General features: G+C 66.8%; 12 protein-coding genes. 7 read left to right on the top strand and 5 right to left on the bottom strand.

All coding sequences use genetic code 11. The features are described from left to right. Positions 1–6: 6 nt before the first annotated feature. Positions 7–525: a hypothetical protein gene (locus FFS35_RS13325; RefSeq protein ID WP_249341632.1), complete on the top strand. Its 519-nt coding sequence runs from the start codon at positions 7–9 to the stop codon at positions 523–525. Between the two features lie 140 nt (positions 526–665). After that, entirely contained in the window at positions 666–1349 is a 684-nt protein-coding gene (locus FFS35_RS13320) for a DJ-1/PfpI family protein (protein WP_137787588.1), read from the top strand. Here the strand turns inward: FFS35_RS13320 and FFS35_RS13315 are convergent. Beyond that, positions 1340–1978, bottom strand: a complete 639-nt coding sequence (locus FFS35_RS13315) for a DedA family protein (protein WP_137787587.1) — start codon at positions 1976–1978, stop codon at positions 1340–1342. The two genes, FFS35_RS13320 and FFS35_RS13315, sit on opposite strands and share 10 nt — an antisense overlap. 252 nt (positions 1979–2230) lie before the next feature. Here FFS35_RS13315 and FFS35_RS13310 point away from each other — a divergent pair, with 252 nt between their 5' ends. Further along, entirely contained in the window at positions 2231–3010 is a 780-nt protein-coding gene (locus tag FFS35_RS13310) for a GGDEF domain-containing protein (RefSeq protein ID WP_137787586.1), read from the top strand. Here FFS35_RS13310 and FFS35_RS13305 read toward each other — a convergent pair. From FFS35_RS13305 to FFS35_RS13290, 4 genes are read right to left on the bottom strand one after another with little or no spacing between them, the layout of a single operon-like run. Continuing rightward, positions 2993–6388 (bottom strand): AAA family ATPase, encoded by a 3396-nt coding sequence (locus FFS35_RS13305; protein WP_137787585.1) that lies wholly within the window; start codon positions 6386–6388, stop codon positions 2993–2995. The two genes, FFS35_RS13310 and FFS35_RS13305, sit on opposite strands and share 18 nt — an antisense overlap. A gap of 33 nt (positions 6389–6421) precedes the next feature. After that, positions 6422–7156, bottom strand: coding sequence for a thioredoxin domain-containing protein (locus tag FFS35_RS13300; protein WP_137787584.1), 735 nt, complete (start codon positions 7154–7156; stop codon positions 6422–6424). A 23-nt stretch (positions 7157–7179) separates the two neighbouring features. Next, positions 7180–7848: a thioredoxin domain-containing protein gene (locus tag FFS35_RS13295; RefSeq protein ID WP_171007627.1), complete on the bottom strand. Its 669-nt coding sequence runs from the start codon at positions 7846–7848 to the stop codon at positions 7180–7182. Then, positions 7848–8357: a DciA family protein gene (locus FFS35_RS13290; RefSeq protein WP_249341630.1), complete on the bottom strand. Its 510-nt coding sequence runs from the start codon at positions 8355–8357 to the stop codon at positions 7848–7850. The genes FFS35_RS13295 and FFS35_RS13290 overlap by 1 nt, the downstream gene beginning before the upstream one ends. A gap of 56 nt (positions 8358–8413) precedes the next feature. Between FFS35_RS13290 and FFS35_RS13285 the strand changes: the two genes are divergently transcribed. The 4 genes from FFS35_RS13285 (at position 8414) to FFS35_RS13270 (ending at position 13241) form a co-directional block, all read left to right on the top strand. After that, positions 8414–9406: an A/G-specific adenine glycosylase gene (locus tag FFS35_RS13285; protein ID WP_137787683.1), complete on the top strand. Its 993-nt coding sequence runs from the start codon at positions 8414–8416 to the stop codon at positions 9404–9406. Next, a complete protein-coding gene (locus FFS35_RS13280; protein WP_137787581.1) occupies positions 9406–10755 on the top strand; it encodes a serine hydrolase domain-containing protein in 1350 nt (449 codons plus the stop codon). Before FFS35_RS13285 ends, FFS35_RS13280 begins: the two co-directional genes overlap by 1 nt. Further along, complete coding sequence (nudC, locus tag FFS35_RS13275) at positions 10752–11621, top strand: NAD(+) diphosphatase (protein WP_137787580.1); 870 nt, start codon at positions 10752–10754, stop codon at positions 11619–11621. The genes FFS35_RS13280 and nudC overlap by 4 nt, the downstream gene beginning before the upstream one ends. Positions 11622–11864: 243 nt before the next feature. Beyond that, on the top strand, positions 11865–13241 hold the full coding sequence (locus FFS35_RS13270; RefSeq protein WP_137787579.1) for a DEAD/DEAH box helicase: 1377 nt from the start codon (positions 11865–11867) through the stop codon (positions 13239–13241). The last annotated feature ends 1 nt before the right edge of the window (position 13242 follow it).

The raw sequence follows: 13242 nt of genomic DNA, 5'->3' as shown, positions 1-13242 counted from the left end.
ATGCTTGTGCGTAGATTTGTTACCGTGGCGCTGGCGCTGTTCCCCGCCGCGCTTTCCGCCCAGACGGCGGCCCCGCCGGCCAGCACCGGCCGTGAAGCGCCGCCACCGCTCATCATTCCGCCGCCGTCTAAAGAGGTGGCGATGCCCGGTGCTCCCCACGCCAGCCGCCAGACCGTGTCCAGCGAAGTATCGCGCAACGCGCCGATAAATGGGGTGCTGACGCTCTATGGCAATGAGCGTTGCCCGACGAACAAGGAGGGCGCGGAGGTCGTCGTCTGCGTCCGACGGTCGGCCGAGGAGCAGTTCCGCATCCCGAAGGAATTGCGGAATTTCGAGGTAACGCCGGAAAACGCCTCCTGGGCAGTGCGCGAGAAAGGCAATGCCGATGTCGGCGCGGCCGGGATCGGGAGCTGCTCGGCGGTTGGCGTCGGCGGTGCGACCGGATGCTTCGTGCAAAGCGCGCGACAGGCCAAGGCCGAATCGAAAGCGCGTGCGAAGGAAGCGAATCCCGATCTTCCGAACTGAGCGCTCTGGCGGCCCGGCGGATTGTGCCACGACTTGCGCGATGTCGCGTGGCCGGCGCACAGGTGAATCATCACCAGGCGGCGCGACAGATCATCCTGCCGCGCGCCTGAGCGATCGTCGCAGGACGAAAGGAGCGCCCGATGCACATTGCCTTCCTGCTTTTCCCCCAGGTGACGCAACTCGATCTCACCGGCCCCGCTCAGGTGTTATCGCGCATGGGAGACGGGACGCGGCTCGATCTGGTCGCAGCGACGCGCGATCCCGTCTCAACCGATGCTGGATTCGCGATACTGCCGACAGCGACCTTCGCGGATGTTCCCAAGGCCGACATACTGTGCGTGCCCGGCGGGTTTGGCACGAATGCCGCGATCGCTGACGACCGGACGATCGACTGGGTGCGCCAGCTTGGGCTGAACGCGGAATGGGTAACGAGCGTGTGCACGGGATCGCTGATCCTCGGGGCGGCGGGGCTGCTCGAAGGATATCGCGCGACGTGTCACTGGGGGCAGCGCCACATGCTGCCATTGTTCGGCGCCACGCCGGTTTCCGAGCGCGTCGTGATCGATCGCAATCGCGTGACAGGCGGCGGCGTCACGGCAGGGATCGATTTTGCATTTCGGCTGATGGCGCTGATCCGGGGCGAGGCGCACGCGCGCATGGTGCAGCTCAGCCTGGAATATGATCCGGATCCGCCGTTCGATTCGGGTTCGCCGGAGCATGCCGATATTGCGCTGGTCGATGCCTATCAGCGACGTGTGGCGAAGCTGGCGCCCGGCCGCGATGATGAACTTCGTCGGCTGGCCGCGCTGCGCAATTATCCCTGATGGCGCTTCTTGAGGCCGCGCAGGCGGTGCCAGAGATAGAGGCCGCCAACCGCGACGATCACCAGCCCGATCGCCAGATCCGCCTGGTGGAAAAATGCCTTCAGGCGCGGGTCGCTGTTCCATGCGGTGCCGAGTTTCATGCCGACCCACGCCAGCAGGAAGCAGAACGGCCAGGAGCCGATGAACGTGTAGATATGGAACGGGATCAGCTTCATCCGCGCCACCCCGGCGGGAAAGGCGATGAAGGTGCGGATGATCGGCAGCATCCGGCCGATCAGGATCGCAATCGGCCCCCAGCGTTGAAAGAAGCGGTCCGCCATGTCGAGCTCGCCCGGCCCGATCAGCACATATTTCCCCCAGCGCTCGGCGAGCGGGCGGCCGCCGCGCTTGCCGATTTCGTAAGCGACGATCGAGCCAAGGTTGCAGCCGATCGCCCCCGCGGTCGCCGCAAGGTACAGATCGAACCGTCCGGTCGAAACGAGATATCCCGCGAACGGCATGATGATTTCTGACGGCAGCGGAATGCACGCGCTCTCGATGGCCATCAGCAGGGCGATTCCCCAATAGCCGCTGGCGGAGATGACGGTGACGGCAAAGGTCGCGAGCGCGGCCAACAGCTTTTCAATCATGATGATCCGCGCATGGGCGATGGGCAGACGGCGGTCAATTGTCGCGCGCCGCCCGACACGAACTGTTACAATCCTCCGTTAAGTAAAAAACACCATTTATCAATATTATAAATCGGATTTGAAGCCTCATGCTGGCGACACGCTGATCGTCGCCGGCGAATTTGGGAATTTTAATCGCCGCGGGCGTGCGACCAAATCCGGATTGGATCGTTTTTAGCGCGCGTCAAACCCAACTCAGTTAAAGCGGGGATCATGGGGGCTGTTCGTAAAGCGCTGTTCTGGGCGGCTGTATCGCTCGCGGTGACGATGGTCCCGCTGGTCGGCCTGTGCGCTTGGCAGGGGCTCAATGTTCCGTTGCTGAATTGGTTCGTCGCGATTGTAACGTCGGGCGGAGTGTCCTTCCTCGTCGTTCTCCGACTGACAACGCAAAGTGAGCGGCTGCGCCATATTAACAAGGAGCTGCGCGAGGCGCAGGTTCTGCTGAAATATGCTGCCGAATCCGATCAGCTCACTGCTGTGCTCAATCGCTTCGCCTTCCTTGAGCACGCCGAGGCGCACCATGCCCATGCCGAGGGGTGGATGTTGTTGCTCGATATCGATCACTTCAAGGCGATCAATGATCGGTTCGGCCATGAAGTGGGCGATCGGGCGCTCCAGCACGTCGCAAGCGTTCTGCGTGGATCGCTTCGGGCCGACGACATCATCGGGCGGCTCGGTGGGGAGGAGTTCGGCATCTATCTTCCCGGCGCAAGTTCCGAAAAGGCGATGCAGATCGCCGAGCGCGTAAGACGCAACATCGAAAAGGCGGCAGAATTCGCGGCACAGGGCATCTTGCTGACGGTAAGCATCGGGCTTGCCGAGGCGAAGCGCGCCGTGGCTGTCCGCGATTGCCTGCGACAGGCGGATTTCGCGATGTACGGCGCGAAGCAGGAAGGCCGTAACCGCATCAGCCTGACTGCGGCGACGCTCGAGCCCGAGATCATCGCAACCGTGATCGAAACGCCGAGCCCGCGATCATTCTGCGGCGAGTAGCGTCTCCGCCGCCTGAAGATCGACCGATACCAGCCGGCTGACGCCGCGTTCGATCATCGTAACGCCGAACAGGCGGTGCATCCGGCTCATGGTGACGGCATTGTGGGTGACGATCAGATATCGCGTCCGTGTCTCGCGCGTCATCCGATCGAGCAGATCACAGAATCGTTCGATATTCGCATCGTCGAGCGGCGCGTCCACCTCGTCGAGGACGCAGATCGGCGCGGGATTGGTGAGAAACAATCCGAAGATGAGCGCAACTGCCGTCAATGCCTGCTCGCCACCGGAAAGCAGCGTCAGCGATTGCAGCCGCTTGCCCGGCGGTTGCGCCATGATCTCCAGCCCCGCCTCCAGCGGATCATCCGAATCGATCAGTTCCAGATGGGCCTGCCCGCCATTGAACAATGTGGTGAACAGCCGCCGAAAGTGACCGTCCACCGCCTCGAATGCGGCGAGCAGGCGCTGCCGCCCCTCGCGATTGAGCGTGCCGATCGAGCCGCGTAGCTGATTGACCGCCTGACCAAGCTCGTCTCGCTCGGTCGCATTGCCGATCGCGCCTGCCTCCAGGTCGGCCAGTTCCTGCTCGGCCACGAGATTGACCGGCCCGATCCGCTCGCGATCAAGCGTCAGTTTCTCATGCGCGCTCGATTCCTCCCGCGGTGAGCGGACCGTCGCGCTGTCGAAGCCTACCTTGGCCGGAAGCACCGGCGCCGGGCATTCGAAGCGCTCTCCTGCGAGGCGGCCCAACTCGATTCTGCGCAGTTCCTGATTTTCGGCACGTGCAAGCGCCCCGGCGCGCATTTCGCGTGCGGTTGCGAGCGCCTCGCCCGTGACGCGCGCGGCTTCCTCGCATCGGCGGAGCGCGGCTTCCGCCTCGCGTTCGGAAAAAGCCAGCGCATCGGCGGATTTACGGGCCGCGTCGTGTCGGGCCGTAAGGTCGGCGATCTCGATCATCAGCGCGGCAGGCCGTGGGGCGAGAATTTCGCGGTCCCGCCCCAGTTCGTCTTCGCGCTTCGCCATATCCGCGATGCGGCGCGCAGCGTCGCCGGCGCGGCTTTTCCAGCTTTTCGCTTCCATCTGCGATGCTGCAAGCCGTTCCTGCGCGGTGGCCCCGGCGCGCTCGCGGGCGGAGCGTTCGGCGCGGGCATAGGCGACCGCGGCGCGGCGCCCCTCCGCGTCGTGCTGGAGCGCCGCGACCTTACTCGCCGTCACGCTGGTATCGGGCAGGCTGGCGATCGCGCGTTCGGCCTGGGAGACTTCGGCCGCCGCCGCATCCCGCTCGGTAGCGGTCTGCGTGGCGCGGGCGCTAAGGTCGGTGCGCTGCCCGGCAAGCCGCTCGATCTGCGTGGTCGCGCGATCGATGCGTTGCTGGGCATCGCGCGCGGCGGCGTCGGCACGCGTGAGCGTGGCACGCGCCGCGCCCGCTGCTGCCCTCGCAGCGGTGATCCGCGCGTCGGTCATGGCGAGCACCGAATCGGCGCGCTCAACTGCAAGACGCGCTTCCGGCAACGCTGCCTCGATGGTCGCGAGCCGGTTCAGGCGCTCCAGCCGTTCTGCCGCCGCCGCCCCGCCGCTTCGCGCCACGAAGCCATCCCAGCGACGCAGCCGCCCAGCAATCGTCACCAGCCGCTGCCCCACCGCCAGCGGGCGGCCGTCATCTTCGGTCAGCGCGATGATCTGCGTGAGCCGTCGTGCAAGCTGCGGAGGCGCGGTGATGTGGGTGGCCAGAGTGTTCTCGCCCGCCGCGGGATCGCTGGGCAGCGAAGCGGCGCCAGACCAATGCGCCTCCGCCGCAATATCCAGTCCGATCTCCAGGTCATCGCCGAGCGCGGCGGCCAGCGCGCGCTCGTAGCCGGGAGCCGCGCGGACGTGATCGAGCAACCGGTCGCGCCCGGAACGCTGCGTTGCGCGGACAAGCGTCGCGGCTTCGCTTTCGAGCGCGGCCAGTTCCGCGCGGGCGGTGGCGCGGCGAGCCTGGGCATCGTCGCGCGCGGCGAGCGCTGCATTCTCCTCATCGTCCGCGCTCGCCAGAGCGGTCCGCGCGCTTGTCGTATCGGCGGCGGCGGCGGCGAGCGCCTGTTCGGCCTCGATCCGTCCGGCCTCAAGCGGCGCTGTATCGGCCAATGCGGAAAGCGCATCGGCTGCCGCACGCGCCTCGCGTCCGGCGCGATCGGCCCGCGCTCGTGCAGCGGCGACGGCGGCATGGACGACGCGCGCCTCGGCGGCCTCGCTCGCCTGTTGCGCCAGCGCCTGCGCCAGCGCCACCTCAACATCACGCGCCGCACGTTCCGCCTCCGCCTGCGCCTGGTCCAGCAGCGGAAGGTCAGCCGCGACCGCCGCGATCTCCGCATCCAGCGCCTTGCCTTCGCGGGCCAGCCGGGCGAGGGCATCGGCGGCATCGTGCGCGAGTTGTCCTTCGCGTTCACGATCGGCGAGGATGCGCTGCGCCGCCTCCACAAGCTCGGCGAGGCGGCGTTCGATACCGGCCTTTTCGGTGTTGAGCGTCGCAAGTCGGTGCGCCGCCTCGGTCATCCGGTCGCGCGCGGCGAGGGAGGCGGTGCGCGCCGCGGCCAGCATATCCGTCGCCTGCACCTGGTACGCGGCTGCGGCCTGCTGCGCCTCGCCCGCTTCCGCGACGCGCGTTTCGGCCGCGGCCGCCTCGGCCTTGGCCGCATCCGCAGCGGCGGCAGCTTCGCGCCAGCGGCTGAAGATCAGCCGCGCCTCGGCAACGCGAATTTGTTCCGACAGCGCGCGATAGCGTTCCGCCTGCCGTGCCTGGCGCCGAAGCGCGGCGGCGCGCGCTTCCTGATCGGCGATCACCTCATCCAGCCGCTGGAGGTTCGCTTCGGTCGCGCGCAGCTTCTGCTCGGCATCCTTGCGCCGCACGTGAAGGCCGGCGATCCCCGCCGCCTCCTCAAGCATCGCACGTCGCTCGGCCGGTTTGGCGGCGATCACCGCGCTGATCCGGCCCTGGCTCACGAGTGCCGGCGAATGCGCGCCGGTGGCGGCGTCGGCGAATAGCAGCGCCACGTCCTTCGCGCGCACGTCGCGTCCATCGATGCGATAGGCGGAGCCGGCGCCGCGCTCGATCCGGCGGACGACTTCCTTCTCCTCGCCATCAAGCTCGGCGAGGATCGATACTTCGGCGAAGTCGCGCGCGGGCCGCGTCGCGGTGCCCGCGAAGATCACGTCCTCCATGCCGGCGCCGCGCATCGATTTGGGTGAGTTTTCGCCCATCGTCCAGCGCAGCGCCTCGAGCAGGTTGGATTTCCCGCAGCCGTTCGGGCCGACGACGCCGGTCAGGCCCGGCTCGATCCGCAGATCGGCCGGGTCGACGAAGCTCTTGAAGCCGGTAAGCCTCAGCCGCTTTATCTGCATCGTGGGCGCCCCCCGACGCCGATGCCGCCGCCGTCAGGCCCCGGCGTTCTTGAGCGCGGACTCGATCTGCGGCCACGTGACCGATCCCTCGAGCGTCTTGCCATTGAGGATGAAGGTGGGCGTGCCGGTCACATTGTGCTGCTGCGTCGCCGTTTCGGTGATCTTCGCGATCGCCTCCAGCTTCTTGCCGTCGGCGAGGCAGGCGCGCGCCTGTTGCTCGGTCACGCCGCGCTGCTTCACGAAATCGACATAGCCGAGGTAGTCAACCCAGGCGGTGGCCTGCTGTGACGGGGTCATCGCCTGGAGCTTCGCCTGGAAATCGGCCGGTATCTTCTCCAGCTTCTCCAGGAAACCGGGCTGTTCGAGATACATCTGCTCGAGGATCGGGAAGAACGGCGCCTCGCCCACGCATTCGCCCAGCGCAGCGACGCCAAGATCCGGCGCGTGGACGAGGAAATCGCGGAATTCATACGATACCTTGCCGGTCTTCACGTATTTTTCCTCGAGCGGCTTCATCCCGGTCTGGCCGAACGCGCCACAGGTTGGGCAGGTGCGTGAGCCATATTCGACCAGCTTGATCGCCGCATTCGGGTTGCCCATCACATAGCCGCCGTCGGGTGTCTTGGAGACGACCTGCGTCCAATCCTGGCCGGCCGGCGCGGCGACGGCGGCAACCGGCGCGGCCGGCGTGGAGGAATCGCCACCCGTGCTGCCACAGGCGGAGAGCAGCGCGATCGCGGCGACGGAAACGGCGAAACGAAACGTCATGGATTACTCACTCCGAAAGATACTCACTTGGCGCCGGCGGCGCGAAGCATTGGCTCAAGCTTCGCCCAATCGGTGCCTTCGATCAACTTGCCGTTCAGCTCGAACGCGGGGGTGCCGCGGATCTTCTCGCCGTATTTAGTGGCCCGCTCGATCGCGGCTTGCGCCACGGCCGGATCGGCGAGGCACTGGTCGATCGCGGCCTGCGTCATCCCGGCATCGCGCGCGATCGCATCCAGCCCAGCACCCTGCGCCATCGCGCGATATTGCGCCGCCGGGCTGTAAAGCCCCAGTCGCTGGCCGTTGGCGGAATCGAATTCCATCGCGTTCTTGAGCCAGTCATCCTGCCGCGCGAACAGCGCCTCGTGCAGCCGTGGAAAAACCGTGGTGCCGGAACAGCGCGCCAGCATCGCCGCGACGAGATCATAGCGATCATGGATCGAACTGCGGATCTCCAGGCTAAGCGAGCCGGACGCAATCATCTTCCCCTTGAGTATCGCGGCGGAATCGCGCGTGAAATGCGCGCAATGCGGGCAGGTGTAGCTGGCATATTCGATCAGCTTCACCCTCGCCGCCGGATTGCCGATGACGTAGCTGCCTTGCGCGGCCGGGGCGGCAACGCTGGTCCAGGCTCGCGGCGCGGCGACGATCGGGGCGGAGAGCGCGAGCGCCAGTATCGGGAACAGTCTTCTCATCATCGGATCGTGGGCAGCCTTGGTGCCGCGACGCCGGCGGCGAGCGCCTCCAGCACCGCCTTGAGTTCGGGATCGCCGATCGTGCGCAGGCTCTGGCCAAGTTCGGCAGGAACGGGGCGCGGCGCGACGGGCGGACGGGGCAGCGCTCGCGGCGCGATATCCCCCTGGCGGATCGCCACGCGCGCGACGGCGGCGTAGCCGAAGAAGCGGTTCACCCGCTCGATGATCTCCGGCGTGATATGGCTCATCATCGCGGCATGGGCGCCGCGGACCGTGAGCGTCAGCACGCCATCCTGCTTCTTCCCCTGCGGGAAGCGGATCGATTCGGGGCTGCTGACGCGCGCGAGCTTCTCACCGACGATCTCCGGCCAGCGCGTGACGACGGCGGACTGGACGAAGCCGAACTTGCGGAACGCCGCGCCGCCCACGGCGGGCAACAGTTCGGCGACCTGTCTTGATCGGTTCTGGCGCGCCGGTTCTGGTTGGGGGGTGCGCGGGCGCTTGCTCATTCCGGTGCTCATGCCATAGCCGGGGCGTGGACGCCAAGCGCTCGATCAGCGAACGACTGCTTACCTGGTATGACGTGCATCGCCGCGATCTGCCGTGGCGCGCCGCGCCGGGCGAACGGGCGGACCCTTATCGCGTCTGGCTTTCCGAGGTGATGCTGCAGCAGACGACGGTGGCGACCGTAGGCCCGCGCTTCGCTGCATGGGTGGCGCGCTGGCCGGATATCGCCAGTCTGGCCGCCGCTGACGAGGCGGATGTGATGGCCGCCTGGGCGGGGCTGGGATATTATGCCCGCGCGCGAAATCTGGTGAAGGCAGCGCGGGTGCTGGCGCGCGAACACGACGGGCGGCTGCCTGATCGCGAGTCCGCCTTGCGTGCGTTGCCGGGGCTTGGCGATTACACCGCCGCCGCGATTGCCGCGATCGCCTTCGGGCGGCGCGCGGTGGTGATCGACGCCAATGTCGAACGTGTGGTGGCGCGGTTGTTCATGGCGGCCGGGAAACCGGCGGTCCGCGCCGCTGCCGAGAGTATCACGCCGGACGAACGGGCGGGTGATTTCGCCCAGGCGATGATGGACCTCGGGTCGGCGATCTGTGCCCCGCGCAATCCGCGCTGCATGCTCTGCCCGCTCGCGATCGCCTGTGACGGGCTGAAAAATGGCGTGCAGGAAAACTATCCGGTGAAGGCCGCCAAGAAGCCGCGCCCGCAACGCTATGGCACTATATTCTGGCTTGAAAGAGGTGACGAGGTGTTGCTCGTCCGCCGCCCGGGACGCGGACTGCTGGGAGGCATGCGCGCGCTGCCGACCGGGCCGTGGGACGAAGTTCGCCCCGGGCTGGAAGGCGCGCCGGTATCGGCCGAATGGCGGTTACGCAACGTCACCGTCTCCCACGTTTTCACGCATTTCATGCTCGAACTGTCTCTTGCGGAGGCGCGTTCGGACGCGCACACATCGCTGGAATCGGGAGAATGGTGGCCGATAGCTCAGATCGATTCGGCGGGATTGCCGAGCGTCTTTGCCAAGGCCGCACGGGCGATAAGGGGAGAATGATGCGGCTGATCCACCTGATCGGCGCCGGCGGCGCGCTGGCGATGATCGCGACCGGGGCGAGCCTCGCTCGGCAGGCGCAACCGGCACCCGGTGCCGTGTCGCCGGTGCCGACCGTGGCGGCACGCGCCAATTCCCTGCTGCCCAATATGCAGGCGTTGTTCGACGGCTATGTCGCTGATGACAAGATGCCGGGCATCGTCGGCGCGTTCGGCTTTGGCGACCGGCCAACCCTGTTTGTGTCGGCCGGGCGCATCAGCGACGAGCCTGTCGCAGCGCAGGCAGGGCCTGACAGTCTGTGGCGTATCTATTCGATGACCAAGCCGATCACGGGCATGGCGGCGATGATCCTGGTGGAGGAGGGCAAGCTCAAGCTCGACGATCCGGTGGCGAAATATTTCCCCGGTTTCGCCAAGATGCGCGTGCTGACCAGCCCGGACACGTCGCTCGACAGCGTGCCCGCGAAGAGCCAGATCACGATCCGCGAACTGCTGACGCATACCGCCGGGCTGAGCTACAACATTTCCGCCAAGGGCCCGCTGCTGCGCGAATATGAGCGGCTCGGCATCCTTCCCGGCCAGGTCAACGCGCAGATCGAGGTGCAGGCGCGCAAGGCTCGTCCAAAGACGCTTGCCGAGTTCGCGGAGCGTGTGGCGCAGGCGCCGCTGATCGCGGAGCCGGGAACGAAATGGAGCTATTCGATCGGCCTCGATGTGATGGGCGCCGTGATCGAGAAGGCGAGCGGCATGTCGTTCGACCGCTTCGTGCAGACCAGGCTGCTCGATCCGCTGCGAATGAATTCCACCTACTGGAATGTGCCGGCCAGCGACGTCGGGCGGCTTTCGACCAACTATCTGTTCGTGGGCGACAAGCGTACGCCGCTCGATCCGGCCGCCGGATCGGTTTACCTCAGCCCGCCGAGCTTCCCTTATGGCGGCGCGGGGCTTGTTTCGTCGGCGCGTGATTATGATCGCTTCCTCCACATGCTTCAGGATGGTGGCATCCTCGATGGCGTGCGCGTGATGAAGGCCGAGACGGCGGCGCTTGCGATGTCGAACCTGATGCCGGAGGGCGTCTATTTCGCCGGGCTTGGCGATGGCACCGGCGGCAATATGTCCGCCAAAATGGGCTTTGGCGCGGGCGGCTCGGTTTATCTTGCGGACGGGCCTGGCGGTGTGCCGTCGAAAGGCACGTATGGCTGGGGCGGTGCCGCCGGTACGATCGCCTGGGTCGATCCTGCCAAGAAGGTGCGGGGCACGGTGATGGTGCAATATTTCCCGTCCGAGAAATGGCCGCTGCGCCAGGATGTGGTCGGCGCGCTGAGCAAGGATGTAGCGAGGTTTCGTCAGTGATTGCGCCCGGTTTCACGGGCGGATTGCTGGATCGCGCCGATCATATGCGCCATGACGAGGCTGCGTTCGCGGCAGCGATCGGCAACTGGCAGGCACGGCTGCTAAAGCTCAACGCTTGGGAGCCGGAGATCGGCGACGACGGCCGGCTCGGCTGGGGGATGCTCACCGAAGCCTCCGAGGACGCCGAATTCGTCCTGCTCGGGCTGGACGACGGACGCCCCCGCTTCGCCGCGTTCGATCCGGCCGCAGGGCCAGCACCGGGCTTCCGCTCGCCCGCGCTGTTCGGGATGCTGGATCAGCTTCGGGAAGGGGAGGCGGCGACCTTCGCGGCGGCGCGCTCGGTGCTGGACTGGCATGCGCGGCACCGTTTCTGCGCCAATTGCGGCGCCTCCACCGTGATGTTTCGCGCCGGCTGGGGTCGGCGGTGCGATGCGTGCAAGAGTGAGCATTTCCCCCGCGTCGATCCGGTCGTCATCATGATCGCCGAGCATGCCGGGCGGGCGCTGCTGGGCCGGCAGCCGGGCTGGCCGGCGGGGCGCTATTCCGCGCTTGCCGGCTTTCTGGAACCGGGCGAATCGATCGAGGAGGCGGTGCGCCGCGAGATTGCCGAGGAGGCCGGCGTGCGTGTCGGCGCGGTACATTACATCGCGAGCCAGCCGTGGCCATTCCCCTCGCAACTCATGATCGCCTGTGTCGGCCACGCGGAGCATGATGCGTTGACGATCGATACGAACGAGCTGGAGACCGCGGGCTGGTTCACACGTGACCAGGTCCGCGCGTCGCTGGCGGGTGAGGAGGCACCGTTCCTGGCGCCGCCGTCCTATGCGATCGCGCATACGTTGCTGACCGAATGGGCACGCGGCTGAACGGATCATGCGGGCACGGCCGCACGCCGGACGCCGGGAGCGGCTTGACTTTCGGCGCACTTTCCCCCATTTGCCGCTCTGATCGAGGCGTTTAAAACGCAGCGTGATCGGGCTTTTTTGAGCCCCGGCTCCGCCTCGGTCTTCGTTCGGGCTTCCCTAGTCACGCGGGGTGTCAATCTTCCCCGCCTGACTGCGCGCCATGCCGGTGCGCGGCCCGGCATCTATTTGCAGGTATTTCACTTCATGAGCTTTTCCGCACTCGGCCTGACCGACGCGCTCGTCCGCGCGCTCGATACCAAGGGCTATGAGACTCCCACGCCGATCCAGCGCGACGCGATCCCGATCGTGCTCACCGGCCGCGACCTTCTGGGCATCGCGCAGACCGGCACCGGCAAGACCGCGGCGTTCGTGCTGCCGTCGATCCAGCGCCTCGCCGAGGTTCCGAAGAAGGTGCTGCCCACGCATTGCCGAATGCTGGTTCTCGCGCCGACGCGTGAGCTTGCCAGCCAGATCGCCGACAATGCGCGCGGCTATGCGCGCAACTCGAATCTTTCCGTCGCGACGGTGTTCGGCGGCACCAGCATCAACAAGAACAAGCATGACCTGATGCGCGGGGTCGACATTCTGGTCGCCACGCCGGGCCGGCTGATCGATCTGGTCGAGCAGGGTTATTGCAACCTTTCGATGCTCGAAATCCTCGTCCTGGATGAAGCGGACCAGATGCTTGACCTGGGCTTCATCCACGCGCTGCGCAAGATCGTGCGGATGGTGCCGCGCCGCCGCCAGACGTTGTTCTTTTCGGCCACCATGCCGTCGTCGATCCGCGAACTGGCGGGCCAGTTCCTGCATGATCCGGAGACGGTTTCGGTCGTGCCGGCGGCGACAACGGCCGAGCGCGTCGATCAGTACGTCACTCTCGTCAACCAGCAGGAAAAGCAGGCGCTGCTCACCATCCTGCTGACGGAGGAGAATATCGACCGCGCGCTCGTCTTCACGCGCACCAAGCACGGCGCCGATCGCGTCGTGCGGCTGCTCGCGGGCAATGGCATCGCGGCCAATGCGATCCATGGCAACAAGAGCCAGCCGCAGCGCGAGCGCGCGCTCGTCGCGTTCAAGTCGGGCGAGGTGCCGATCCTCGTCGCGACGGATATCGCCGCGCGCGGCATCGACATTTCGGGTGTCAGCCACGTTTTCAATTTTGAGCTGCCCAATGTGCCGGAGCAATATGTCCACCGCATCGGCCGCACTGCGCGCGCCGGGGCGAGCGGCATCGCCATCTCCTTCTGCGCCGATGACGAGCGGCCCTATCTGCGCGATATCGAAAAGGTCACGCGTCAGCGTGTGCCCATGCGCGCCTTGCCGGCGGATTTCCTGAAGCGCGCGGAGGCGCTGAAGGCGGCGCGCGTGCGCGTTGCCGGTCCCGATCCGGCTCCGCGCGAAGATCGCCCGCGCGCGCAACGCGGCCCGGCCCGGCCCAAGGCCTCGCATCATCCGGTCGCCACGCGTGATTATTCGAACGCCAGTCGCAGGGGCACTGGCGGTCGTGGCGGCGGCGGCGGCGGCGGCGGCGGTCGGAACCGTGGCCGGGGTCGTGGCCCCGGCGCGGCGGCTGGCGCCTGAA

This window comes from Sphingomonas sp. 3P27F8, assembly GCF_005502745.1.
Lineage (GTDB): Bacteria > Pseudomonadota > Alphaproteobacteria > Sphingomonadales > Sphingomonadaceae > Sphingomonas.
Note: the sequence above shows the minus strand (reverse complement) of the source record. Positions and strands in the feature narration are given on the sequence as shown.